At 47.2% G+C, this 24,671-nt stretch carries 24 protein-coding genes; 16 read left to right on the top strand and 8 right to left on the bottom strand.

Annotation, left to right across the window (positions count from 1 at the left end):
* Nucleotides 1-268 precede the first annotated feature (268 nt).
* A complete protein-coding gene (locus PTW35_RS25775; protein ID WP_281028056.1) occupies nucleotides 269-535 on the bottom strand; it encodes a hypothetical protein in 267 nt (88 codons plus the stop codon).
* A 371-nt stretch (nucleotides 536-906) separates the two neighbouring features.
* Here PTW35_RS25775 and PTW35_RS25770 point away from each other — a divergent pair, with 371 nt between their 5' ends.
* The 3 genes from PTW35_RS25770 to PTW35_RS25760 are packed head-to-tail and all read left to right on the top strand — an operon-like array spanning nucleotide 907 to nucleotide 4,350.
* The gene (locus PTW35_RS25770; RefSeq protein ID WP_281028055.1) at nucleotides 907-2,340 is read left to right on the top strand and encodes a CHASE2 domain-containing protein; all 1,434 of its coding nucleotides are present in this window, start codon (nucleotides 907-909) and stop codon (nucleotides 2,338-2,340) included.
* 10 nt (nucleotides 2,341-2,350) lie between these two features.
* Nucleotides 2,351-2,725 (top strand): hypothetical protein, encoded by a 375-nt coding sequence (locus PTW35_RS25765; protein WP_281028054.1) that lies wholly within the window; start codon nucleotides 2,351-2,353, stop codon nucleotides 2,723-2,725.
* Nucleotides 2,725-4,350 carry a M48 family metallopeptidase gene (locus PTW35_RS25760; protein ID WP_281028053.1) on the top strand — a complete coding sequence of 542 codons (1,626 nt, stop codon included), beginning with the start codon at nucleotides 2,725-2,727 and terminating at the stop codon, nucleotides 4,348-4,350. Before PTW35_RS25765 ends, PTW35_RS25760 begins: the two co-directional genes overlap by 1 nt.
* A gap of 81 nt (nucleotides 4,351-4,431) precedes the next feature.
* Here PTW35_RS25760 and PTW35_RS25755 read toward each other — a convergent pair whose 3' ends face one another.
* From PTW35_RS25755 to PTW35_RS25730, 6 genes are read right to left on the bottom strand one after another with little or no spacing between them, the layout of a single operon-like run.
* On the bottom strand, nucleotides 4,432-5,277 hold the full coding sequence (locus PTW35_RS25755; RefSeq protein WP_281028052.1) for a class III extradiol dioxygenase family protein: 846 nt from the start codon (nucleotides 5,275-5,277) through the stop codon (nucleotides 4,432-4,434).
* Nucleotides 5,278-5,280: 3 nt separating this feature from the next.
* The gene (locus tag PTW35_RS25750) at nucleotides 5,281-5,634 is read right to left on the bottom strand and encodes a protocatechuate 4,5-dioxygenase subunit alpha (protein ID WP_281028051.1); all 354 of its coding nucleotides are present in this window, start codon (nucleotides 5,632-5,634) and stop codon (nucleotides 5,281-5,283) included.
* A 9-nt stretch (nucleotides 5,635-5,643) separates the two neighbouring features.
* Nucleotides 5,644-6,519, bottom strand: a complete 876-nt coding sequence (locus PTW35_RS25745) for an amidohydrolase family protein (protein ID WP_281028050.1) — start codon at nucleotides 6,517-6,519, stop codon at nucleotides 5,644-5,646.
* Between the two features lie 22 nt (nucleotides 6,520-6,541).
* Nucleotides 6,542-7,609, bottom strand: a complete 1,068-nt coding sequence (locus PTW35_RS25740) for a 4-oxalomesaconate tautomerase (RefSeq protein WP_281028049.1) — start codon at nucleotides 7,607-7,609, stop codon at nucleotides 6,542-6,544.
* On the bottom strand, nucleotides 7,602-8,279 hold the full coding sequence (locus tag PTW35_RS25735) for a 4-carboxy-4-hydroxy-2-oxoadipate aldolase/oxaloacetate decarboxylase (RefSeq protein ID WP_281028048.1): 678 nt from the start codon (nucleotides 8,277-8,279) through the stop codon (nucleotides 7,602-7,604). Before PTW35_RS25735 ends, PTW35_RS25740 begins: the two co-directional genes overlap by 8 nt.
* Before the next feature lie 12 nt (nucleotides 8,280-8,291).
* Entirely contained in the window at nucleotides 8,292-9,311 is a 1,020-nt protein-coding gene (locus PTW35_RS25730; protein ID WP_281028047.1) for an amidohydrolase family protein, read from the bottom strand.
* A 160-nt stretch (nucleotides 9,312-9,471) separates the two neighbouring features.
* On the opposite strand from PTW35_RS25730, the gene PTW35_RS25725 reads away from it, so the two are divergent.
* From PTW35_RS25725 to PTW35_RS25680, 10 genes are all read left to right on the top strand, one after another.
* Nucleotides 9,472-10,695, top strand: coding sequence for a LysR family transcriptional regulator (locus tag PTW35_RS25725; protein ID WP_281028046.1), 1,224 nt, complete (start codon nucleotides 9,472-9,474; stop codon nucleotides 10,693-10,695).
* A gap of 140 nt (nucleotides 10,696-10,835) precedes the next feature.
* Complete coding sequence (locus PTW35_RS25720) at nucleotides 10,836-11,717, top strand: NAD(P)-dependent oxidoreductase (protein ID WP_281028045.1); 882 nt, start codon at nucleotides 10,836-10,838, stop codon at nucleotides 11,715-11,717.
* A gap of 49 nt (nucleotides 11,718-11,766) precedes the next feature.
* Nucleotides 11,767-12,744, top strand: coding sequence for a Gfo/Idh/MocA family oxidoreductase (locus PTW35_RS25715; protein ID WP_281029150.1), 978 nt, complete (start codon nucleotides 11,767-11,769; stop codon nucleotides 12,742-12,744).
* Nucleotides 12,732-13,739 (top strand): aldo/keto reductase, encoded by a 1,008-nt coding sequence (locus tag PTW35_RS25710; RefSeq protein ID WP_281028044.1) that lies wholly within the window; start codon nucleotides 12,732-12,734, stop codon nucleotides 13,737-13,739. The genes PTW35_RS25715 and PTW35_RS25710 overlap by 13 nt, the downstream gene beginning before the upstream one ends.
* 391 nt (nucleotides 13,740-14,130) lie before the next feature.
* The gene (locus tag PTW35_RS25705; RefSeq protein ID WP_281028043.1) at nucleotides 14,131-15,141 is read left to right on the top strand and encodes a DctP family TRAP transporter solute-binding subunit; all 1,011 of its coding nucleotides are present in this window, start codon (nucleotides 14,131-14,133) and stop codon (nucleotides 15,139-15,141) included.
* A gap of 64 nt (nucleotides 15,142-15,205) precedes the next feature.
* Nucleotides 15,206-15,691, top strand: coding sequence for a TRAP transporter small permease (locus tag PTW35_RS25700; protein WP_281028042.1), 486 nt, complete (start codon nucleotides 15,206-15,208; stop codon nucleotides 15,689-15,691).
* A 25-nt stretch (nucleotides 15,692-15,716) separates the two neighbouring features.
* On the top strand, nucleotides 15,717-16,982 hold the full coding sequence (locus PTW35_RS25695; protein WP_281028041.1) for a TRAP transporter large permease: 1,266 nt from the start codon (nucleotides 15,717-15,719) through the stop codon (nucleotides 16,980-16,982).
* Nucleotides 16,983-17,018: 36 nt separating this feature from the next.
* A complete protein-coding gene (locus PTW35_RS25690; RefSeq protein ID WP_281028040.1) occupies nucleotides 17,019-17,960 on the top strand; it encodes an AEC family transporter in 942 nt (313 codons plus the stop codon).
* Between the two features lie 70 nt (nucleotides 17,961-18,030).
* Complete coding sequence (locus PTW35_RS25685; RefSeq protein WP_281028039.1) at nucleotides 18,031-19,086, top strand: Gfo/Idh/MocA family oxidoreductase; 1,056 nt, start codon at nucleotides 18,031-18,033, stop codon at nucleotides 19,084-19,086.
* 43 nt (nucleotides 19,087-19,129) lie between these two features.
* Nucleotides 19,130-20,980: a TIM barrel protein gene (locus PTW35_RS25680; protein ID WP_348637742.1), complete on the top strand. Its 1,851-nt coding sequence runs from the start codon at nucleotides 19,130-19,132 to the stop codon at nucleotides 20,978-20,980.
* Between the two features lie 120 nt (nucleotides 20,981-21,100).
* Here PTW35_RS25680 and aroQ read toward each other — a convergent pair whose 3' ends face one another.
* A complete protein-coding gene (aroQ, locus tag PTW35_RS25675; RefSeq protein WP_281028038.1) occupies nucleotides 21,101-21,550 on the bottom strand; it encodes a type II 3-dehydroquinate dehydratase in 450 nt (149 codons plus the stop codon).
* A 355-nt stretch (nucleotides 21,551-21,905) separates the two neighbouring features.
* On the opposite strand from aroQ, the gene PTW35_RS25670 reads away from it, so the two are divergent.
* From PTW35_RS25670 to PTW35_RS25660, 3 genes are all read left to right on the top strand, one after another.
* The gene (locus tag PTW35_RS25670) at nucleotides 21,906-22,448 is read left to right on the top strand and encodes a cytochrome b/b6 domain-containing protein (protein ID WP_281028037.1); all 543 of its coding nucleotides are present in this window, start codon (nucleotides 21,906-21,908) and stop codon (nucleotides 22,446-22,448) included.
* Between the two features lie 153 nt (nucleotides 22,449-22,601).
* Nucleotides 22,602-23,324, top strand: coding sequence for a response regulator (locus PTW35_RS25665; protein WP_281028036.1), 723 nt, complete (start codon nucleotides 22,602-22,604; stop codon nucleotides 23,322-23,324).
* A 9-nt stretch (nucleotides 23,325-23,333) separates the two neighbouring features.
* Nucleotides 23,334-24,629, top strand: coding sequence for an ATP-binding protein (locus PTW35_RS25660; protein WP_281028035.1), 1,296 nt, complete (start codon nucleotides 23,334-23,336; stop codon nucleotides 24,627-24,629).
* Nucleotides 24,630-24,671 lie beyond the last annotated feature (42 nt).

Genomic DNA, 24,671 nt, shown 5'->3' with positions numbered 1-24,671 from the left:
TGTCTGCGGAACTAGGCGTCCCCACCGTGGTGCCGGACCATCAAGCCCGGCCGCTCCGCCACTACACTGAGGCTCAGTCGCAAGACTGGGCCTTTTTTGTATGCGTTGAACATAGGCGTCAGTCCTGCGGACTGATGAGTCCCGCTTGGACGCAAGCCCGGCCGCTCCGCCACTACACTGAAGCCCTTAACTAGGCGTCCCCGACGAAAGACGAGGGCTTTTTTGTATCTAACGCTCCCGAAAGTGCTGCGCACTTTTGTCTGCGGAACTAGGCGTCCCCACCGTGGTGCCGGACCATCAAGTCCGTCCGCTCCGCCACTACACTGAGGCTCAGTCGAAAGACTGGGCCTTTTTTGTATGCGTTGAACATAGGCGTCAGTCCTGCGGACTGATGAGTCCCGCTTGGACGCAAGCCCGGCCGCTCCGCCACTACACTGAAGCCCTCATCGAAAGGCGGGGCTTTTTTGTATGCGTTGAACATAGGCGTCAGCCCTCCGACGATGGCAGGGCTGCCAACAACTAGCTTGGACATCATTGCTCTATCGTTTGATAAAGATTGAAAAATAGGGCCCGACCCTTAAGGCTTTATTAGCCAATATGTGTAATAGATTGACTTTAAAAAATTAGATTGAAGCTTACGTGTCAATATTTTGACGCTTTGGTGTGTCTAGTATATTGGTCTTTTGTTTTATAAAACAGACATTTTTTATTATTTATCAATAAATTAATAAATATTGAATGGTGTTTTTGAATTAACATCACGAATTTGTGATACGTGTGGCATATGGTTTTAAATTGGGCTGCTAACATTTACTTACAATTGTGTATGGGTTTGCTTACTTAAAAATTTTTGCTATTTGAAATTTTAATAAGGCTCTTGTTCAGAGAAGAATAAACAACGTTTATATGGCTTTTAATCAGACAGTGTTAGCTCGTGCGCTAATTACGACGGCAATGATTCTTTTTGCTTTTGTTGTCGACCCTCTTGGCGTCAGAAATGCGGCAGAGAAACATTATGAAGATCATATTCTACGATTGTGGTCTCCATTCTATAGTGAGGAGGTTTCTCAGGAAATAGCTGTCATATTGATAGACGATACATTTCTACGCCAAACAGAAAAGTACCCTGTGACGTACCGTAATCTTTCTAATATTTTGAAAGTTATTAGTGCTCATAAACCGAAGGCTGTTTTTTTTGATATTCTTCAACATTATGAACACTCTCCTCGTTTAGATCGTTGGTTAAAAACGTTGGATTCTCAGAATTTTCCAGTTTTTATGAGTAGCGATACTGACTATGATACTGAGTCTATATTGAATGATGAAACTTCACTTCGATACAAGATTTCTCAAGTAAGCCAATTAACAGCAGTTTCTTGGAGCGGTTACCAGCATTATTACCCGTTGTATGTCGATTGGAATGGAAGTAAATCTGAAACCGCAGCGATGTCGCTTTATCAAGCTTGGTGCACTGCAGAAAAAGGGCGTTGCAGTGATTCATTACAAGACCCAATAAAAAGTTTTATTGAACCTATGATGGTTCAGTGGACGAATAAGTTTGATAGTCAGCAAAATAGCTACTTCCCATTGAGCCATGAATGCGGACAAGTATCTAGTAGTCAGTTTTCTCAGTTTTGGGACCTTCTTAACCTTAGCCTTACCCAAGGTGTGCAGACTGACGAAGCGCTCGATGAGGGGCTAAGGCAAAGATGCCCTCCCTTCCTTTCTATTTCAGCCGCTAAGCTATTTGAGTCAGGATCACTCAAGTCAGAGGCACTAAGTAAAGCAATACAAAACCGATTAGTTCTGGTTGGATATTATCTCCCCGGAGGTACAGATATTGTACGCTCTCCGGTTCATGGCAGTTTGCCAGGGGTTTACTACCATGCCATGGCTTTGGACAATTTAATAAATATTGATACTGACTATTGGCATGTGCCAGAAAAAATTGGTTTTTTCAGTTTAAGCCTTGCAGATCTCATCGAAATCATCGTTCAAGTTGGAGTGTTGTTTCTCGTTATTTGGTATCGCTATACGCATCTAGAAAATGAGTTGACCGATGGTGAGACTCTCAATTCACGTAGTCAAATATATTCAGGTATTAAGCCGACGCTATGTATTATTGTGCTTATCATGGCTTCAGTTTTGGTGTGTCATTTTATTTTAAAAGTCGGTGCACCAAACTGGTATGGATTGTTGATGATCCTTTTCTTGGATCTTCCTATTTTTCTATTCTACTTTCTTGAGGCGGTTAAGAAGTTTGCTATCAATAAAGCAAGCCATATCCGAGAGAAAGTTATTTGTTATATCCACTCAATTAAAACACTGAACAATAGATAAAGGAGTAGCTATGTTTTTCCAAAACATTAAGTGGTTAGGTTTTGTTTTCGCGTTAATGGCATATCCAGCGGCAGCGCAAGATAAAGTATTGATATTGGATTTCCTTATGGACTCTGTCGAAATTTGCGATGGGAAGTTGGACTGTACGGATGTTGATAAATCAAGCTTGCCGGACCCTAAAGAAGAAACCGTCATCGTCGCAAGTTATGACAAAAAAGAAGGCATGTTGATGTTTGAACACCTTGGTCATGAGAAATGGGTCCATATCACCGAGGTTGAGTTAAATCACAAAGCTGTTGCTTCTATTGTCTGCACCCAACAGACGATTTCGAAAAAATCAGATAAGCAAGTTTTCTCTACCCACGGACTTGGAGAAGGGTGTTAATGATGCGTCAATATATTGCTCTATTGGTTATGTCCGGAATGTTGTCTGGCTGTGCGATGGATAGCCTTAAAACCCTGACAGGAAGCACTTATGAGGGGGTGGATGGGAAATATATTCATTCTCTGACGCCAGAAACCAATCAAACCCATGCCAAGCAAACCGTGACAAGTGAGAAATCAGAGGTGGCGGAAGAAGATAGGGTGTTTTATCGTGCGGCAGCAGATAAAAATCTGATAGCAAACCCTTATGCTGAAAAATATCTGAATGGGATACTCGCTAAATTACTGGATACATGGGGGCAACCGGTTGATAGGGATATTAAAGTTGTTATCTCTGCGGATAGAAACTATTCGGCTCTGGCAACTATGGACACGATTGTGGTTACTCAGGGGGTCTTGGGGGATGCTGATTCTGAAGATGAGTTAGCATTTATCATTGCTCATGAGTTATCCCATATACTGCTAGATCATAATGATACGAATGAGTACTTTGCTAAGCAAAGTGCCTTGGTGAGCAAGGCTGCAAATATCGCTATGGTCTCTGCTGTTGTTAGTGATCTAGAGACGCAAAAAACGGCCAATGGCATTAAGTTATCTTCCAAGAATTCAGCAAGTGCCAATAAAGCGTTGACCGATTCATATCGTATCGGAGTGACAATTAATCGCTTAAGTCGTGATGTGTTGAGCTCCTCAATGAGTCGGCAAGACGAAGATGAAGCTGATCTGCTTGGCGTGGATTTGATCGTAAAAGCGGGTTATAGCGCCAGAGCTTATTATGATGTGATGGATAGGCTTGAAAGTAGTCAGGTGTTCAATAAGGCTCAACTGGCGGCCAAAAAACAGGATTTTCAAAGTTTTGTCTCAATGGCCAGTAAGGCAGAAAAACACGTAAATGGCTCAAACTTAGAGACGTTAGGTTATTTGGCTGCCAATGAAGCTGCAACGCGTCTGTTGCAAGATTTTGCCGATCGGCATAACTCACCCAGTGAAAGGAAGCAGGATTTAAATCATTATGTAAAGCGTGAGTACCGTATAGAGCGCAGGCGAGACTTTTCCACTGAGAAGATGAATAAAGCTCTTCATTCAGGTAAGGCTAAACAGATCCAGAAAAACTATTGGGCTGCCTCTGAGGCCATGCGCGCTGTTGAGTTTGGTGATTTGGATAAAGCCGAAAAACTTGCTCGCCAAGCAGTATCGGGGCCGACAAGCTCACATGCCTATCCAAGGCTGGCTTACTATACCGTCAGAAAGCTACAGAATAAGCCTGATAAAGCTGCTCAGAATTTAGCACTAATTAAAAACTGGGATTATGCCTCTATTCAAACATTTGCATTGGCCTCGCAAGCTTTCCGTTCACAGAAGCAGCATCAAAAAGCTGAACAGGTGTTAAACAAAGCGAAGGCTACCATAGGTTCGGATAAGCCTTTCTTACCGGAATACGTTGCTTTGTATCGTAGTATGGGTGAGCAAGCAAAGTTGGATGAGCACCTTAAGCGATGTCATAACGTTAAAGAGCAGAATATAGTGGTGCAATGCCAACAAGCGGCTGGTGTCGCCATACCAGAAGACACCAAGAAAGCCAGCAAAGGGCTCTTTGATTCGATTACGAGCTTTGTTGAAATTTAACTTCTTGTTAAATCAAAGGAAGAGGGTATTCAAAGCGAATACCCTTTTGCTATTTGGTCCGTTCAGTATCAAAAGCTGCAATTACGGCTGCTGCTCTTTAATCAGCATGGTGCCCGCACCTGTGTTTGAGATAGGATAGTGGTAATTGCTGTGTAGCACCTTGAGGTTGTCGGATAGTGCGCCGCGCATACCCAGCCAGAGGATCAGCTCAGGGCCTTGCGATCCGGCTTCGACAACAAGATCGCGGATACTCAGTTTGGTCAGGGCTTCTGGCTCGCTGATGATCTTGTCCATGCAGTAGCGGTCGAACTCGGTATTAATAAAACCAGCACGCTCGCCATCAAGCTGGTGGGACAAACCGCCGGTACCCAGAATCACCACCTTTAGATCTTTATCGAACGAGCGGATCGCATCACCTAATGCCTTGCCCATATCAAAGCATCGCTTGGGTGATGGCATCGGGTGTTGTTCAACGTTAATACAAACCGGGATCACCTTCATATGGCCATAGCTGTTGTTTGGCCACATCAACTGCATCGGAACAGTAAGGCCGTGGTCGACCTTCATTTCCTGGCAGATGGTAATATCAAACTCGTTTTCAACCAGCTGATTGCAGATGTGCCATGATAACTCTGGTGCGCCCTTGATGGGCGGGATAGTGTTGATCCCCCAGCCTTCGTCGGCATTGTGGTATTCCTCGGCAGCGCCAATGGCAAAGGTTGGTTTTTTATCGAGGAAAAACTCCAGGCCATGATCGTTGTAGAACACAATTGCAACGTCAGGCTGCTCTTCTTCCAGCCAGTTATGGATAGGCGGGTAAGCATCAAAGAAAGGCTTCCAGTATGGGGTCTGCTGCGAGCCTTCAGCGATTGCTTTGCCGATGAGCGGAATATGTGATGTGGTGATACCACCGATGATCTTGGCCATGGCTTAGCTCCCTGGATTGCGCAGTTTTTGGTTGAATTCTTCTAGTGTGACGCCTGTTTGGATAGCCCCGATGTCTTGCATGTTAAGGCCCAGCAAACCAACAAACTTGGCGAGGTAATAAATGCTGCCGCCTTCAGCGATGAGCCCCAGTACATCGCGGTTGGCGATGGCCTGTTTTTGTGCGTCGGTCAGGTTGAACTTGTCGCAGTAGGTCATCTCATCAGCGGAAAAGGCGGCTCTGGCCTCGGCGTTGTTGAGGGAGTAACACATTTTGTTCAGATCATAGCCTTTTCGGGCCATGGTGCCGTCGAACATGGTGGTGCCTTCAATGGCGTTTGGATTATCGAGATAAGACATCTGCTCTCCCTAGGCTTGTTGCCAGTAAAGTTTATCGGGGTTGGTGACTAATAGCGCTTGTTGTAGGGCTGGGGTTGGTGCGATCAGCGGGATCACATCAACCAGTTGGCCGTCATCCGGGGTATGGGATTTCATATTTGGGTGTGGCCAGTCGGTGCCCCATAGCACTCGCTCTGGGAAGCGTTCTACCAAGTACTTGGCAAACGGCACCACATCGCTGTAATCCGGTGGGGTTTGGGTCAGTCTTTCTGGGCAACTGACTTTGGTCCAGAAGTGCGGGTTTCGCTCCATCAGGTTGACGAAGGCTTGAAATTCAGGGCCGTCAACAGGTTTGCTGACATCAGGTCGCCCCATGTGGTCAATCACAATGGTGGTATCTAGCTCTTCGAGGAAAGGTGCGATCTCTTCAAGATCTTGGGCTTCGAAATACACCACGATATGCCAGCCAAATGGACGGATTTTCGCCGCGATGTTTTTGAATACCGATTTCGGTGTGGTATCAACTAAACGTTTGACGAAATTGAAACGCACACCCCGCACGCCAGCCTGGTGCATGGTAAGAAGCTCTTCTTCAGTGATGGACTCATCCACGACGGCAACACCACGGGCAAGCTCTCCGGCAGTGTGCAGAGCATCGATCAGAGCGGCATTGTCAGTGCCATGGCAAGAGGCTTGGACGATCACGTTGCGGCTAAAACCTAGGTGATCGCGAAGAGCAAACAACTGATCCTTGCTGGCATCGCACGGGGTGTATTTGCGCTTCGGAGAATACGGGAATTGGGCTGCAGGGCCAAAGACATGGCAATGGGCGTCCACTGCGTCTGCCGGAACCTTAAATGCCGGAGTACGAGGATTTGGATGGAAAGGGAGGTAATCAGCGTCCATGTTTATTCCTTTTTCGTTATTTTTAAAATTGGTTTGCGACGAATACATTGCCATCGAACAGCTTTTTTGCTGTTCTCAATATTGCAGCGCTCTCGTCATCATCACTTCGGTTAACAATGACGGTCAGTGCGCCGGTTGGGTGTTCGATGTCCAATGTCATCGTGTCACCAACTTCAACACTGGCTAGCTCAAAGGCCGGCGATTTTGGTAACAAGCAGGCGGATGCCACACTCACGGCACCTAACACTCCTATAGAGGCATGACAGCGGTGAGGGATAAATGTGCGGGTCGAGATAGCCCCACCATGTTGTGCCGGGCTTACCAGTGACATTTTCGGGACGGATTTGTCAGTGACATCGCCAAGGTTCATCATCGGGCCTGCTTGTAATCGGATAGATTCCAGGCGGGCTTTGAGCGCTTCGTTATTATCGAGTTCATCCCGGCTTTCATTACCTTCGATTCCCACATCTTCGGCGCGAATGACAACAACCGGCATACCATTGTCGATAAGGGTGGTGGCAACCCCGTCGATGTTGTCGAATTGACGCCCGGTCGGCAGCAGGGCCCCGCAACTTGAGCCCGCCGTATCGCGGAAAGTCACTGCGATTGGGGCGGCAGTGCCAGGTACGCCGTCGATAGCCGCGTTACCCTGATAGCTCACAATCTTGTTCGGAGTCGGCACCAGGCATTCAGCGATTTGACCGGTATTTTCCATGTAGACAGTGACGGACGTTTCGCCGTCTCTGGCCTCTACCAAGCCACGCTCAATAGCAAAGGGCGCCACGCCGGCAAGGATATTGCCGCAGTTTTGCCCGTCGCTTACAACAGGCTTGTCGACGAAGACTTGGAGAAAAAGGTAGTCGACATCCACGCCTTCGCGCTGCGATGGCGTGATGATGGCCACCTTAGAGGTGAGAGGATCAGCCCCGCCCATGCCATCAATCTGGCGGGGATCTGGAGAGCCCATTACGCCAAGTAAAACGTTATCGCGCAGCTGTGGGTCGCTTGGTAAATCGCTGGCGAGGAAGTAGGCACCTTTCGAGGTGCCACCCCGCATCCACATACAGCGGACAGCAGTTAGGTCAGACATACTTCAGGCCCTTCTCTGCCAACCGGCCGCGCATGTTGTAGATATCCAGGCCGAGCTCACCGTTTGCCAAACGAACCCGTTTTTCTTCCTCTCTCGCCATCCTTTCGCGGGCTAGGGTAAGCACTTGTTCGGCTTCATCGCGGCGGACCACACAGACGCCGTCATCGTCGGCAACAATGACATCGCCCGGATTGATCAGCTCATCGGCACACACCATAGGGACATTGACCGAGCCGAGGGTTTCCTTGATGGTTCCCTGGCTAAAGACATGTTTCGACCAGACCGGGAAGTTCATCTTTTTCAGGTCGCGCACATCACGGACACCGCCTTCGATCACCAAGCCAACGACGCCACGGGCTTGCGCCGAGGTGGCCAGTAGATCGCCGAAGAAGCCGAAGTTTGACGGGGAGGTCGGGGCAAAAACAAGGATATCGCCTTCACGGGCTTGTTCGATGGCCACGTGCATCATCCAGTTGTCGCCGGCTGCGCCTGAGATGGTCAGGGCTGAACCGGCAACGGCGGCATCAGAGTATATGGGACGCATGTAGTCCGCCAAGAGTCCTCTACGACCTTGAGCTTCATGGACAGTGGCTACTCCGCATTCAGCCAGTCCCTGGATGATTTCTGGGTTAACGCGTTCGATGTTTTGCACTACGACGTTGTTGTTCATTGTTCACTTCCCTTATACATTGTTGAGCTTTAGGCGGCTGAATACGCGGCGGGCATTGCCTTCGAAAATCAAGGATTTCTCTTCATCGGAAACCTTGGTACTGGCGTCGATGTAACGCTTGGTATCATCGAAGTAATGGCCGGTCTCCGGATCGATACCGCGAACGGCACCAATCATTTCAGAAGCAAACAAGATGTTTTCAGCTGGCAGAATATCTAGCAGCAAATCAATGCCTTTCTGGTGGTAGACACAGGTATCGAAGAAGATGTTATTGAGTACTAACTCTTCAAGTGGCGCTAGGCCCATATCCTGTGCGATGCCACGGAAGCGTCCCCAGTGGTAAGGCACCGCGCCGCCACCGTGCGGGATGATGATTTTCAGGGTCGGGAAGTCTTTGAAGACATCTGACATCATCAATTGTTGGAAAGCCGTGGTGTCTGCTCCCAAGTAGTGCGAGCTGGTGGTGTGGAAACAGCTGTTGCAGGCGGCACTGACATGGATCATTGCCGGGACATCCAGCTCAACCAGCTTTTCATAGAGTGGGTAGAAGCTGCGGTCAGCCAGAGACGCATCTTTCCAGAAGCCACCTGTGGTATCTGGGTTCAGGTTGCAGCCAATGAAGCCCATTTCCTCGACACAGCGTACCAATTCAGGGATGGATTTTGCCGGTGTGACACCTGGAGATTGGGGCAGTTGGGCTACCGGGGCAAAGTTGTTCGGGTAGAGATCACAAACACGGCGAATAAGTTCGTTCTGGTGTTCTGTCCAGTAACGGCTGGTGTGTTCATTACCTATATGGTGCCCCATCCAGCTGGCGCGCGGTGAGAAAATCGTCAGGTCGGTGCCGCGTTCTTGCTGCAGGCGCAGCTGGTTGTTATCAATGCTTTCGCGGATTTCATCATCACTGATGTTGATGGTGCCCTTCTGGCCTTTGTATAGCGGATCCTTGGCAACCGCTGCTTTTTGAGACTCTCGGTAATCGCCCACTTGAGGTGGCGTTGTTGTGTAGTGTCCGTGACAATCGATGATCATAGCCTTCTCATCCTTGTAAAAATGTATCCGATTGGCTGCTAGAAGATTACAGTGATCACAGTATCTGGTCTTAACACTTTTTTTACCATTTAGAAATAATGTAAAGGTATTCGTTTTTGGTATAGTGCCCTTATTATTTCAATTATTATTAGACGTGAAGATGGTAGATATTCCTAATTTAAGGCATTTGCGAGCATTTATTTACATTGCTGATTCAGGCAGTATCAGTAAGGCATCGGAATTGGTTTTTTTATCCCAGCCCGCATTAACCCAAGCCATAGCAAAGCTAGAATCTGTTGTTAAGGCAACGCTATTTGAAAGGCGCTCTGACGGCATGCATTTGACATCACTAGGAATGATGCTTAATAAGCGAGTATGTCGAGCAATTAATATCTTGGACGATGAACTTACCAAAATTCTTAATATAAAAACTGGCAGCTCAAAAAAAGCAAAATCTTCCAATTATATCAATACCGTGACTATCACTCAGTTAAGGGCTTTATTGGCGGTTGCCGAAAATAAAAGTTATTCGGCTGCTGGGCGCAGTATTGGCGTGTCGCAGTCTTCGCTTTATCGGGCATCGAAAGAGCTCGAAGCAAGCTTAGATGTTGTTTTATTTGAGAAAACATCGTTGGGGATCAGTATCAGTAAAGTGGGGCTCGGCTTGCTGAAAGCAACCAAGCTGGCGTTCAAGGAGATCCAGCAGGGCCTGGAGGAAATCAGCTCCGAGCAGTCGGCAGGGGCAGGGAGAATCGTGGTTGGCAGTATGCCGCTTGCCAGAACCTGCCTGCTGCCGGAGACGATCAATGACTTTTCTTATATCAATGATGACTTTAATATCAAGGTTGTGGAAGGGGACTATTCTGACCTGCTTTACCACCTTCGCAATGGTGAAATCGATGTGTTGATCGGCGCGCTGCGCTTCCCGCCCCCCGCCGTCGATATCAGGCAAGAAACCCTGTTTGATTCAAGCAATAATATTATTGCCAGAACTGATCACCCATTAACGAAAGTGGATGATTTAACAATGGATATTCTCGCGGAGCAAAGCTGGGTGGTACCAGGCGAGCATACCCCTGCTCGCAAGATGTTTAATGCATTTTTTTCTAATACCGACAAGTATCCCCAGAAATTAATTGAAACCAGCTCACAAATATTGGTGAGGGAAATATTATTAGGCAGTAATAAGTTAGCGATTCTTTCAAAACATCAGGTTCAGCGGGAACTTAATGAGGGTAAGTTTACCATTTTAGACTTTCCTTCATTCAGCCACTCGCGGCCGATAGGTTTAACCTTTAGGCAGAACTGGCATGCAACAGACTTACAGAAAAGCTTTATAAGTTTATTGCGTGATAAGGGGCTGGCGCTATCGGTTTTAAGCTAGAAATTATTGCTGTCTATTCAAAAAATGAATATCTCTCGCTTTTAATTAATTACCTTTAAAATTCAGCCGGTGATAGCTTTTGGTTAACGGCGCATTAACAATTGCGCATGGTAAATGTTAATCGATTGAAAGGAGTGGCAATGGCCAAGTTATCACAAGTTGCCTTTCTAGGTTTTGGTGAAGCGGGCAAGGCGATCATGTCTGGCTGGAGTGACATTCAGGCTCCGGTTGCAACCGCTTATGACATCAAAACGGATAACCCTTCCCTACGGAAGGCGAAGCTGACTGACTATATCGAGTCAGGGGTACAGGGATGCTTCAACCTTGAAGCTGCACTGAGTGGTGCAACTGCTATTTTTTCTCTGGTTACCGCTGATCAGGCGCGAGTTGCTGCCGAACATGCTGCGCTGCATATTCAGCCGGGACAGTTTTATTTCGATTGTAATTCTTGCTCGCCAGACTCTAAGCGCATCAATGGCAGATTGATAGAGCAAGCCGGCGGCAAATATGTCGATGTCGCCATCATGTCGCCGATTTATCCAAAGCGGCACCAGACACCTGTATTGATCAGTGGACCTCATGTGACGGAGGCTAAAAAGCTCATGGAGCAGCTGGACATGAAGCTAGATGTGATTGAAGGCGATGTTGGTGCCGCCTCTTCGGTCAAGATGATCAGAAGCATTATGGTGAAGGGGATGGAAGCTCTGATGGCGGAATCATTCCTCAGCGCCAAAAAAGCCAATGTCGAAGACTATGTGCTCAGCTCGCTGGAAGCAAGCCATCCTGGTATCAACTGGCGTCAGGCTGCGGCTTACAACCTTGAGCGAATGATGGTGCATGGCCAGCGCCGGGCTGCTGAAATGCGCGAAGTTGCTTTGACGGTGGAGCAACTCGAACTGGATAACGCCATGGCGCAGGCAACGGTGCAATGGCAAGAGAAAATTGGTGCATTGGCACTGAAAGCCGATAGCGAAGATTTTACTGAATTAGCAAACACGGTGCTTAAACGCTTGTCCTCTTAACAGGAGCTAAAGCGTTACAGACTGACTTAAACATAAAAGGGATGTAATGATGAAAGTATGTGTAGTGGGTGCAAACGGTGCATTTGGTACTAAGCATCTTGAAGCAATCAAGAATATCGAAGATGTTGAAGTGACGGCGCTTGTTGGCCGCGATCTGGATAAACTCCAGTTAGTAGCGGCTGAGTATAATCAGCCGCTGGTTACCGAAGAGCTAGAGCAGGCGCTGGCACTTGAGGATCTGGATGCAGTGATTTTAGCAACGCCAACCCAGATGCATGCTAGTCAGGCCATTCAGTGTCTGGAGGCCGGCAAGCATGTGCTGGTAGAGATTCCGATGGCAGATAACCTGGAAGATTCCCGCCGCTTGGTTGATGTACAGCAGACAACCGGTTTGGTGGCAATGGCTGGTCATACTCGTCGCTTTAATCCAAGCCATCAGTGGATCCACAATAAAATCCAAGCTGGTGAGTTGAATATCCAGCAGATGGATGTCCAAACTTACTTCTTCCGTCGTACCAATACCAATGCCAAGGGAGAACCTCGTAGCTGGACGGATCATCTGCTTTGGCACCACGCTTGTCATACTGTTGATTTGTTCCAGTACCAGACTGGCGAAGTCGCATCGAAAGTTACTGCGTTGCAAGGACCAATCCATCCTGAACTTGGTATTGCGATGGACATGAGCATTGGCATGAAAGTCCCGTCTGGTGCTATCTGTACCTTGTCACTGTCATTCAACAATGACGGCCCGTTCGGTACATTCTTCCGATACATCTGCGACGAAGGCACTTTCATTGCGCGCTACGATGACTTGTTTGATGGCCGAGAAAACCCAATTGATTTGAGTGATGTGGCGGTATCGAACAATGGTATTGAGCTGATTGACCGTGAGTTCTTTGCTGCCATTCGCGAAAACCGTGAGCCTAACTCCAGTGTTCGCCAGTGCCTGAGCGCAATGGAAACGTTGGATCGTATTGAGCAGGAATTGGAAAGTGACTGGTCTCGGGGGCATGCATGCGCAGGATAGGCCAGCTAGATACCGCGCCGGTCGCCCTTGGGTGTATGAACCTGTCCCATGCATACGGCCAACCGCCGACAAAGCAGCAGGGGATAAGGCTGCTCAACCAAGCGTTGGATCTGGGCTACAACATGCTCGATACGGCCATGTTGTACGGTGCTGGAGCCAATGAAGAGCTGCTGGCCAAAGCCGTGGGTCATCGCCGTTCGGAGTTTCTTTTGGCCTCTAAAGGCGGCATGTTCATCGGTGACAATGGCAAGAAGCAGATTGATGGCCGACCAGCCTCACTGCGTAAGCATTGTGAGCAGAGTTTGTCCCGACTAAAAACCGATGTGCTCGATCTTTATTATTTGCACCGTTGGGATAAAACTGTGCCAATTGAAGACAGTGTCGGCGAGCTGTCGCGTCTGGTCGAAGAAGGGAAAATTCGTGAGATCGGTTTGTCGGAAGTCTCGGCAGATACGTTGCGAAAAGCCGATGAGGTCTATCCTATTGCGGCAGTGCAGTCTGAGTACTCGCTGTGGAGCCGCAACCCTGAAATCGCGCTGCTTGATGCCTGTCAAGACATTGGCGTTACCTTTGTGGCATTCAGTCCGCTGGGGCGGGGGGCGTTGACCGGGTGCATCCGTGACCCGGATAATTTTGAAGGTAATGACATCCGCCGGGCAATGCCGCGTTTTTCTTCGGAATATTACCCGAGTAATCTGAAGTTGATTGACCAGCTGTTTGAGATTGCACAACAGGTAAATTTTCCGGGAGAATCATCACGACAAATCTCGTTGGCTCAGCTGTCCTTAGCTTGGGTACTGGCCAAGCAACAAGACAGTATTGTTTTGCCGGGCACCACAAATAGCGATCATCTGGTTGAGAATTGGCAAGCTGCGGATTACGAGTTGTCCGCAGAGGTGGTAGCCCAGCTGGATAGGATCATCAATCAGCAAACGGTAAAGGGCCCTCGATACAACAGTGTGGTTCAGCTAGAAATTGATACTGAAGAGTTTTAGTTACATCAAGGTGTGTTGCTAGACGTGAACTGATTTGTAATAGGCGATAAGTCATGTTCTGTCCTTGCCCGAGGCTATGCCTCGGGTTTTTTTGTTTGTTGCATAAATGTGTGGAAATTATTCTACATTTTACCGGTTGTAAGTATTGAATAATCGCTATTGTTAGGATGCAAAATTAAATGTGAGCCAGCATCAATTTATCAATAAAATACCAATAGTGATTCAAAGTTAATTTTTACATTTATTTGTGTAACACGATGAAAAATAAAGGTTAAACTGGCTTGTTTTAAACGGCTTATACCTAATTTGAATGCCCTATGCGCTATATCAATTTCTGGCGATAAATTTCCACTGTTAGTATCAAATGTATGTTAACAGGAGGTAAACGGTTGTGAATATTATAAAGTCATTAGTCATAGCGCTTTCGCTAGCAACTGCAGGCACAGTGAGTGCAAAAACAATCAACATCACCATTGGTCACGTCGATGCCCAAGAGTGGACAACATCCAAAAAGGGGGCGGCCACTCAGGTGTTCAAAAACTTGGTTGAGGCGGAATCCGGCGGCAGGATGAAGGTCAACATCTATCCTGCGGGTCAGCTGGGCTCGGAAACCGAGTTGGTGCAGTCTACCCAGGAAGGTATGGTCACAATGAGCTTGGTATCGGGGGCTTTTGCCAAAGTGTGTAAGGAAGCATCGGTACTAGAAATCCCATATCTATTCCCTTCATCACCAGTAGCGTGGAAAGTACTGGATGGCGAGTTTGGTCAGAGCTTGAGTGAGCACTGCCTACAGCAAACAGGTCTACGTACCCTTTCTTACGGCGAGACAGGCTTCCGCCATTTCACCAACTCTAAACGTCCAATCCATTCTCCGGATGATTTGAAAGGGCTGAAAATTCGTGTCATGACGCTGCCTCTGTACATCGAGATGATGAAATCCTTGGGTGCTGAAGCGACGCCTATCGCCTTCCCTGAGGTGCCTACTGCACTGACAACTGGTGTGATTGATGGTCAGGAAAACCCAGTTAGCGTTATTACCCTGAGTAAATTCTACGAATTTCAGAAATACATCACCCTAGATGGCCATGTGTACAGTACGGACTTCCTGCTGATCAATGAAGACTTCTACTCGTCGTTGAGCGCTGCGGACAAGGAAATCATTGACCGTGCGGGTAAAGTGGCCGGAACCGTCGGTCGTGCTATCCAGCAGGTCAACTCGGCGCAAGGTCTGGAAATTCTGGCTAAGAACGGTATGGAAATCACCTCCCTATCACAGGAAGAGCTGGAAAAATTTCGCTCAGCCGCGCAGCCACAGATTGTTGAGTGGCTGAAGAAACAGGTTGATCCTAAGTGGGTAGTGAAAGTGCAGGACTCTGTAAACGCAGCGAGTCAGGTTCAGTAAGTGGTTTTAGCCGGTATGGGAAACCATGCCGGCTTTTCCGCCTTAAGCAATATCAAGGATGTGTATGATGGTCTTCTATAAAAAACTACTGTCAGTGCTAGCGGCCTTGTCGTTATTTGTTCTTTTTAGTGTCATGCTGGCTGCCAGTATTAGCCGTTACTTTTTGGATAGCCCAATTTTATGGAGTGAGGAAGTGGCCAAATACTCCATGATATACGGTGTTATGTTTGGCATGATCCTCTGCTATTTAGAGGGCCTTCATATTAAGTTTTCGGTTCTTGACAGCTTTTTATCGAAAAAAAATCTGGCTAGATTAAATATCCTGACGGACATAGCCGTATTGGCAAGTGGTGTATTAATTACTTGGTCGGGTTATTTATTTGTAATGCGTCGCGGTTCAATTACCTCTCCAGGCACAGGCTTGAGTATGTATTTCTTCCAATCAGCCATTGTTATTGGTGGAGCAGGATTAACCATCGCCGCAATCATGAAATTAGCTAGCTATATTCAACTGCGCCGCTATGAGTTAAGTACGCTTACCAGCAAATAAAAGATAAAAAATATAAGGAAGTAACATGTTATCTTTAGCATTTCTATCCAGTATGCTAATACTGGGTATACCGCTCGTGTTCGGTATTATTCTGTCAATAACGTTATTTATTTCTGATACCCCTATTTCTTTAAGCCTGATTGGGCAACGTATTTTTGGCGGGTTGGACTCATTTTCAATCCTTGCGATCCCACTTTTCGTTTTAGCTGGCGAGCTAATGAATAAAAGTGGCATCACCAAGCGAATTATTACTTTTGCTAATGCACTGGTTGGTACGTTCAAAGGCGGTCTGGCTCAGGTCAATATTTGGTCTTCGGTTATGTTTGCAGGGCTATCTGGCTCGGCAGTAGCAGATACTTCTGCACTGGGTCGAGTATTTATTCCTGAAATGGAGAAGGAAGGCTATTCCAAGTCATTCTCATCGGCGTTGACAGCGGCTTCTTCGGTGATTGGGCCGATGATCCCACCGAGTATTCCGGTGATTATCTATGCCCTTATTGCCAGTGGTGTATCGGTACCGGGTCTGTTTCTGGCAGGTATTGTTCCTGGCATTCTCTCAGCAATTTGCTTGTCGGCCTATGTGTATTACTACGCGACGAAGCACAATATCAAAAATACTGCAGTTGTGACGGGGCGCTTTAAAGCCTTTATCAATGCGATCATACCGCTGACTATGCCGGTGTTGATCCTGGGTTCTATCTTGATGGGGATTGTGACACCGACTGAAGCGGCAGCCTTCGCAGCTTTCTACGCCCTGACGATTGGTATGTTCGTCTTCAAGACGCTGAAGATTAAAGACTTGCCTGAGATCTTCATTACCTCCATGCGCGACTCATCAATTGTATTGATCTTGATTGCGGTGGTGTCGGTGGCTAACTGGCTGCTGACATTCTCGCAAGTGCCGCAAATGATCAGCCAGCAGGTACTGGATAACATCACCAATCCTATTGTATTCCTGCTGTTGGTTAACTTGATCTTGCTATGTATCGGCCTGTTCCTTGAAGGCATTGCAGCCATGCTGATCCTTATCCCGATCTTGCACCCGATTGCGATGAGTTTCGGTATCGACCCAATCCACTTTGGTGTCATCGTGATCTTCAACTTGATGATTGGCTTGATCACGCCGCCAATGGGGATGTGTTTGTTCGTGGCGAACTCCATCTCGAAAGTAGGGATTGCCGCTATTTCACGTCAGGTTATGCCGCTGTTCATCATCGAAGTGATTGTCCTGATGTTTATTACGTTCGTACCAAGCTCAGTGACGATGTTGCCAAGGCTCTTTGGGTATTAATTTGTTCGGCTATTAGGTTGATTGAGGATAATAACAATGTCGGTGGCTGAAATACTTGCTCCTATCGTTGTGATGATATCGGTTGGCTACTTCGCGGTATCAATAGGTGCGTTTTCAAAAAGCTTTGTGGCTGAATGTGGCAAGTTCGTCATGTACATTGCGTTGCCGGCATTGATTATCTTGAATGTCAGTACTATCGAGTTATCAGAAGCGATCAGCTTTAACTATTTATTGGTTTACGGAGTGACAGGGCTTGCCGCAATGACCATCGGTTTTATCGCGAGCCGAGCTCTGCTGAAGAATAATAGCAAATCATCAGCAATGAATAGTTTGGGCTGCGCACTATCAAACAGTGCGTTTGTCGGTATACCGATTGTTATACAAGTTTTCGAAGACACGACAGCACAAGCGTTTGTGATGTGCTTTCTAATTGAGAATATCATTCTTATCCCATTGGCATTCATGATCTTAGAAATCACACATAACCAATCAGGAAAAAGTAAGAAAGCCATCTACCTGGCCTCATTGACGAAATTAACCAGAAACCCAATGATCATCGCTGTAACCATTGGCTTTGCGATTAACATCTTTGATGTTTCTCTGCCGAGTGTCGTCGGTGGTGTTTTGGAAATGGCTGCCAAGGTTTCTACCGGGCTCGCTTTATTTGTCATTGGTGGGTCGTTAGTAGGAGCAACCATAAAAGCTAATATTAGTCGGTCATTATTGGTATGCAGTACAAAACTAATAATCTGTCCCGTTATTGCTTTATTGTTGACGTTTATTTTTCCACTTGATGGAGAGTTACAACTAGCGGTTATTTTATTTTCGGCTATGCCAATGCTGAGTATATACCCGGTAATAGGCGGGCAATATGGTGATAGCGTTTTTTGCTCAAGTACACTTTTAATTACAACGCTATTATCTGGAGTGACACTTTCCGTCATTCTCTATGTAAATCAACTATCAATAAATATCTAGAAAATGGATAAGCCACTGGGTGTTTGGTGGCTTTGTATTACCATAATAAATGTGAAATAAGAGGCAAGAAATGGAAAAAATAAAAATTGCAGTGGCTGGGGCGGGGCTAATTGGTAAAACGCACCTAAAGTTAATTAATGCGAGTGATGAATGTGAACTCTCGGCTATCGTAGATCCCTCTCCGCAAGCAAAAGAATTAGCTGAGCAATATAATGTCCCGTTATTTCCAAGCTTGAATGCGCTCTTCGATGACGCCAAACCTGATGGCATCATCTTGGCTACACCTAATAAACTTCATGCCGAGCAGGCGATGCAGTGTGTCAATGAAGGGGTAGCGGCCATTGTTGAAAAACCGGTGACACAAACTATTGAAGAGGGCTTTGCGCTTTTCAAAGAAGCCGAAAAGTACAACAGCAAGATCTTGGTCGGCCATCACCGCGCGTATAGCCCGATTCTGGAAACTGCCAAGCAGGTGATTGAAAGCGAGCGGTTTGGCAGCTCGGTAGCGGTGATTGGCAGTGCGATTTTCTACAAACCTGACTTTTATTTTGACGAAGGTCCTTGGCGCACGCAAAAAGGCGGCGGGCCAATCTTGATCAATATGATCCACGAGATTGGCAACTTGCGGTATTTGTTGGGTGAGATCGTCGGTGTCCAGGCGATGAGTTCGAATGTGAACCGTCAGTTTGAGGTGGAAGACACGGCGGTCATGACCCTACATTTCGCTAGTGGAGCGCTGGGTACCTTTGTTCTTTCGGATACAGCCTGTAGCGGCCGAAGTTGGGAGCAGACTTCGCTGGAGAATAAATCCTACGCTAGCTATGGCGACGAAGACTGCTACCACATTGCGGGTACCAACGGATCGCTATCCATTCCTACCATGCGTATGAAATTCCATACTGGCAGTGAAGAAAAATCATGGTGGAAGCCGTTGGCGGTCGATACGGTTGAGCTAGAGCGCCAAGACCCTCTTGCGCTACAACTCACGCATTTCTGCGCATTGATCCGGGGCGAAACTGAGCCAAGAGTCAGTATTAAGGACGGCTTGCAGAACCTGTTGGTGATCGACGCTATTGTCGAAGCCAGCGAGAGCAAAAGCTATGTTGAGGTGCGCCAGGTCGGCTAACACAGCATCGGGCAGATTATCACGTATTCATTGAAAGGAAGTCATGATGAAATATTCTATCGCAACGGTGAGTCTCTCTGGAACCTTGCCGCAGAAGTTTGAAGCTGCCGCCAATGCGGGCTTTGATGGTGTTGAAATCTTCGAAAATGACCTGACGCAGTGCCGCTACAGCCCTGCACAGGTCAAGCGTATGGCTGATGATTTCGGGTTAAGCATTGTTGCCCTCCAGCCAATGCGTGATATGGAAGGGATGCCCGAGCTTCTGCGCCAACAGAAAATCAACATGCTGCAGAAGAAGTTCGAGGTTGCCCATGAACTGGGTACGAGTCGGATCTTGATGTGCAGTAATGTACAGCCTTATGCATCGGCAGATCGAAGCCAATGTGCCAGTGATCTGCATACCTTGGCAGAGCTTGCCCAGCGTGAAGACATCAAGCTAGGCTATGAAGCCTTGGCGTGGGGACGGCACATTGCGGACTACCATGATGCTTGGGATCTGGTAAAACGTGCGGATCACCCCAACATGGGGATTATTCTCGATACCTTCCACATGTTCGCGCGTGGCAATACCTTGGAGGTGCTCAAGAACGAGATCACTACCGATAAAATCGCCATGGTTCAGGTGGCTGATGCGCCGAAGATCCATATGGATATCCTGCAATATAGCCGTCACTTCCGTTGCTTCCCGGGCCAAGGTGATCTGCCGGTTATCGAGTTCCTGCAAGTGCTCAAGGATAAGGGTTTTGACGACTACTTGTCGCATGAAATTTTCAATGATGAGTTCCGAGCCTCTTCGCCGCTAGAGAAATCCATCGATGGTATCCGCTCATTGAAGTGGCTGGAGGATCAGGTTGGCACCCAACAAGCACCTGCCACCCCTGCGCCGGACATCCAAGGTATTGGCTTTATTGAGTTTTCTATTGCCGATGAGTCTGACAATTCTTTCTACAACCTGCTGACATCGCTCGGGTTCAGGAAAACGCACGTGCATAAATCAAAGAATGTGGTGCTGATGAATAAAGGCGAGATCAATATCGTGCTCAATGGCGAGAAGAACAGCAGTGCTCACGAATACCTCAAGCGCCATGGTGAGTCGGTTTGTGCGATTGGCCTGATTTCAGAAGATAGCCAGCGTAGTTTGGCGTTAGCCAGCCGCTATCATTGCGATATCATCCACAATCAAAGGCTCAATGACGAGCTGAGCATTCCTGCGGTGGTGGGGGCCGGTGATAGCCTGGTGTATTTCTTGGATGAAAAAGCCCAGCGTAATTTCTATGACCATGACTTCGAGCCGGTACTCACCCAGGCAACCGAGGATGATGGTAACCTGCTGCGAATTGATCACATTGGTCAGACGGTGCCCAATACCGATATGCTGTCGATGGCCTTCTTCTACCGCTCTATCTTTGGTTTCAAGCCGGAACAAAGTTTTGACCTGCCTGATATCAATGGCTTGATCACCAGCAAGACTGTCACCAGCAGCAACAACAATGTGAAGATTGTACTCAATACGACCAAAGCCTCAGAAACGGCCACACAGCAGTTCCTAAACCAATCAAATGGTGCGGCAGTGAATCAAATTGCCCTTGAGTGTCGGGACATTTTCAAAGCGGCAGAGTCGCTGGAGGCGGAGTTCCAATTACCGATCCCGGATAACTACTACCGTGATATTGAAGCCAAGTATGGCTTGGATGAGTTGTTAATCCAAAGAATGAAGCAAGACAACATTATGTATGACCGCAGCGAGGATGGGGAGTTTTTCCATTTTTATACCAAGGAAGTCAATGGTATTTTCTTCGAGGTACTACAACGTATTGGCGAATATAAGAAATACGGCGAAGATAATGCTTTCATTCGCCTGTCTGCTCAGGCGGCAACGCGGGAAACAGATTAAGTAATCAAATTTAACTATTAATAATGAGGCCACCATGAATATCATGGTGGCCTTTTGTTTTGAGCCGATAAATAAAAAACCATCGCTCGGAGCGATGGTCTTATTCAGCCATACCGCTATCTAGTCGCAAGCTTCGGCGAGGGCCTGGATAGCCAGTTCATATCCTTTCAACCCCATACCGATAATCGTGCCTTTGGCTACAGGGGAAATATAAGAATGATGGCGGAATGATTCCCGGGCATGCACGTTGGAAATGTGAACCTCGATCACCGGGACATCGACCCCCTTGATGGCATCATGCAGGGCAATGGAGGTGTGGGTGTAAGCACCGGGGTTAAAGGCAATCCCCAGGATCTCCCCTTGCTTGTAGCGCTCTCCTGCTTCATGGATCGTATCAATCAAAACGCCTTCATGGTTGGATTGGCGAAAGTCAACGCTATGGTCAAATTTGCTGGCAGCGGAAATACAGCGCTCTTTCAAGTCACTGAGCGTTTCGCAGCCGTATTGTGTTGGCTCTCGCGTACCCAATAAATTTAAGTTAGGTCCATTTAATACCAAGATAGCAGACATATATCCCTCTATTGTTCTGATGCAATTTGTAAGATGATTATTATGAAAAACGCTTTGAGTAAAATCGTCCTTGTTAGTCACAAAAACAGTTGCAATGAATATTGCTTTTTGAGAAGGCATATAAGTAAATGAGAGAGTCTGAAAGGCATCAACTACATTGGTATTAATGATTATTGTTGTGTGACTTATTAATATTGCCTATAGGCTTCTTGTTTTTATTATGATTAATTTATTAATTGTATGTTTATTCTTGTTAATTTGAATGGGGATCACGTCTTGAACCATGACAGCAAACATCTGCATTGATAATTTTCATAGCATTCATTAAGTATCAAAAGTAAGGTTTAGTCTTCATATGGAAATAATAAATTATGACAAGGTAACCCGTTATCTGCATTGGATAATGGCAGTGATTATTATTTATGCTACCGCCGCAGGATATGTGATGCATCTGGTTATCGATTCCCATCCGCCGGTGTTTAACTTTCTTTCTGTCATGAACATGTCGTTAGCAACCGTGGGAAGTGGGGTATTTGTGGTACGTTGGGCTTGGAAATACTTTCGACCCACCAGAGCGTTTTCAAATGATAAGCTCCCTCACTGGCAACTCAGTGCGGCCCATATGATCCATGGGATTATCTATCAGCTGATGTTTGTCGTTTTTATCAGTGGTTTTTTGATGTTAGAGACAAGTTATCCATTATTTTGGCTGGTGGAAATCCCAAATCTAATCAATTCCAGAGAAATAAATAGTTTTTTCTTTATGGTGCACCGCTATGCTTGCGCGTCGCTGGCTGTCGTTATCGCACTCCATGCTTGTGCGGCGTTGAAGCATCACTTTGTTGCCAAGAATCAAGTTTTGTTGCGGATGATGGGGCGGGCTAAACAGCGGATATGAACCTTATTCCGACTCTGCCCTAACGCTGTATGCGCTATGGCAATCTTAGCTTACATGCATGTTAGGTTTTGATCCTATCTCCTATCGAAATAGGTTTGAAAATTGTGTATCCTCCGTTTTTGAACGTTGTTTTATTTGGTGTAGGTTGGTTACATGTTAAAGATTGTGTTGGTCGAAGATGATGAGAAGCTGTGTGAGCTATTGGCAAATTACCTTCGGCAACAGCAGTTTGAAGTGATCACCGTACATGATGGGCTAGAAGCACCAGACGTGATCATTAGTCATCAACCAGATTTAGTGGTACTGGACTTGATGCTGCCGGGCATGGATGGGCTGAGTATTTGCCGCAAGATCCGTGGCAAAGTTAAGAGTAAGATCATGATCCTGACCGCCAGCGATGATGACATTGATCATGTGGCTGGTTTGGAAGTGGGTGGGGATGATTTCGTCAATAAACCGATCAAGCCCCGTGTTTTGCTAGCAAGGATCAGAATGCTGCTGCGCCGTGAGCTCAATAGCGCCAATCCGGAGAGTGAGGATGAAAGTGCCGCTGCGCCGTCTGATGGGCTGGAATATCGATACGGTACATTGACTATCAACCACCGCAGCCGCAGTTGTGAAATGGATGGTGAGGCCGTAAGCCTGACGGACAGTGAGTTCAACTTATTGTGGTTGCTGGCTTGTCATCCGGACGAGGTACTCACACGGGAATTCTTGGTGATGGAGACCCGCGGCATCAAATATGATGGATTGGATCGCACCATCGACAACAAGATTGTTACCCTGCGCAAGAAGTTGGGGGACAACCCTTCTCTGCCAAGGAAGATTATTACGGTGCGCGGAAAAGGCTATTTGTTTGTACCAGACCGCTGGTAAGGCGTTGCCATGAAGCGTCTCTACTTAGAGTTTTTTGTTGGCTTGTCCGGGCTTTTCTTCTTGTGCATTTTTGCTTTCTCTTTTGTGACCCAGGAGCTGACAACCGATTACGAGGCAGAGCTGGAGATCAGCTACGTTTCCAGCGTGATGCAGATATTGGATGATGTGGCCGCGCAGCGGGGCCAAGAGAAAGCGGATACTTTGCTGGCAGGCTATGCCGAGCGCAGCCATTTGACCTATCAGCGGTTTAGCTGGGATGAAATTGGGCTGAGCCAAGCCCAGCACGATAAACTGAGCCGGCGCGGTGCCTTGTTCGAGGGCGAAAACCAATACTGGGTGGTGTACGGTGACCAGAAGTGGGTCTATTTCCTCCAGCCAGATCCCGAGCAAGACCTTTGGCAGATGCTTGATTTAGAGTTCAAATTACTTTGGGTCTCTTTTTTCGCCACGTTCGCCCTCTACAGCGCAATAATGCTGAAATTGTTATCTAACCGGTTCCGTAAACTGGAAAATGCCACAATGGCCTTTTCCAATGGAGAGTTTACGGTGCGAGCGTCGGAAAAAGCCGGCGATCGGGTTGGCCGGCTCAATGCCCGGTTTAACCAGATGGCAGACAAGATCTCTGAGTTGATCCAGAGCCATAAACACCTGACCAACGCCATTGCCCATGAACTCAGGACGCCGCTTTTCCGGATGCAGTGCCAACTTGACTTACTCGAAGAGTCGGCGCTAGACGCCGAGCAGAAAAAGCACCTGGGCGGTATTTATGAGGATGTCGATGAGTTGGAGGCGCTAATCGAAGAGTTGTTGTACTTTGCCAAAATGGAGCGCTCGGGCGTCACATTGCAGTTGCAACAGCAGGATGTCGCTGAAGTATTGCAGCGCACCATCGTTCATTGCCAGAAGGACACCTCGAAGCAACTGGTTTTAGACTGCCCGGAGCACTGTTACTTTGATGTTGATGCTCATCATTTAGAGCGGGCAGTCTCTAACATTATCCGTAATGCTTTTCGCTATGCCGAGCAATGCATTGTTGTTAGCGCATTCTGCCAGCAGGGAGCTTTGACGATCCAGGTCGACGACGACGGCTGCGGCATTCCGCCCAAAGAGAGGGAGAATGTGCTCAAGCCCTTTTACCGGGTTGGTACTTCCCGAGACCGGCAGTCCGGCGGTCATGGCTTGGGGTTGGCGATTGTTGCCCAGGTTGTCTCTTTGCATAAAGGGGAATTGCTGATTGGAGAAAGTGATAGCGGCGGGGCAAGGTTTACTATTTATTTGCCCGAGGCACGGTGCCAGATCGATTGACTTGTGTAAGAGGAAGCCTTGGCTTCCTCTTTTTTATCGACT

The sequence above is a fragment of the Photobacterium sp. DA100 genome, from assembly GCF_029223585.1.
Taxonomy (GTDB): domain Bacteria; phylum Pseudomonadota; class Gammaproteobacteria; order Enterobacterales; family Vibrionaceae; genus Photobacterium.
Note: the sequence above shows the minus strand (reverse complement) of the source record. Positions and strands in the feature narration are given on the sequence as shown.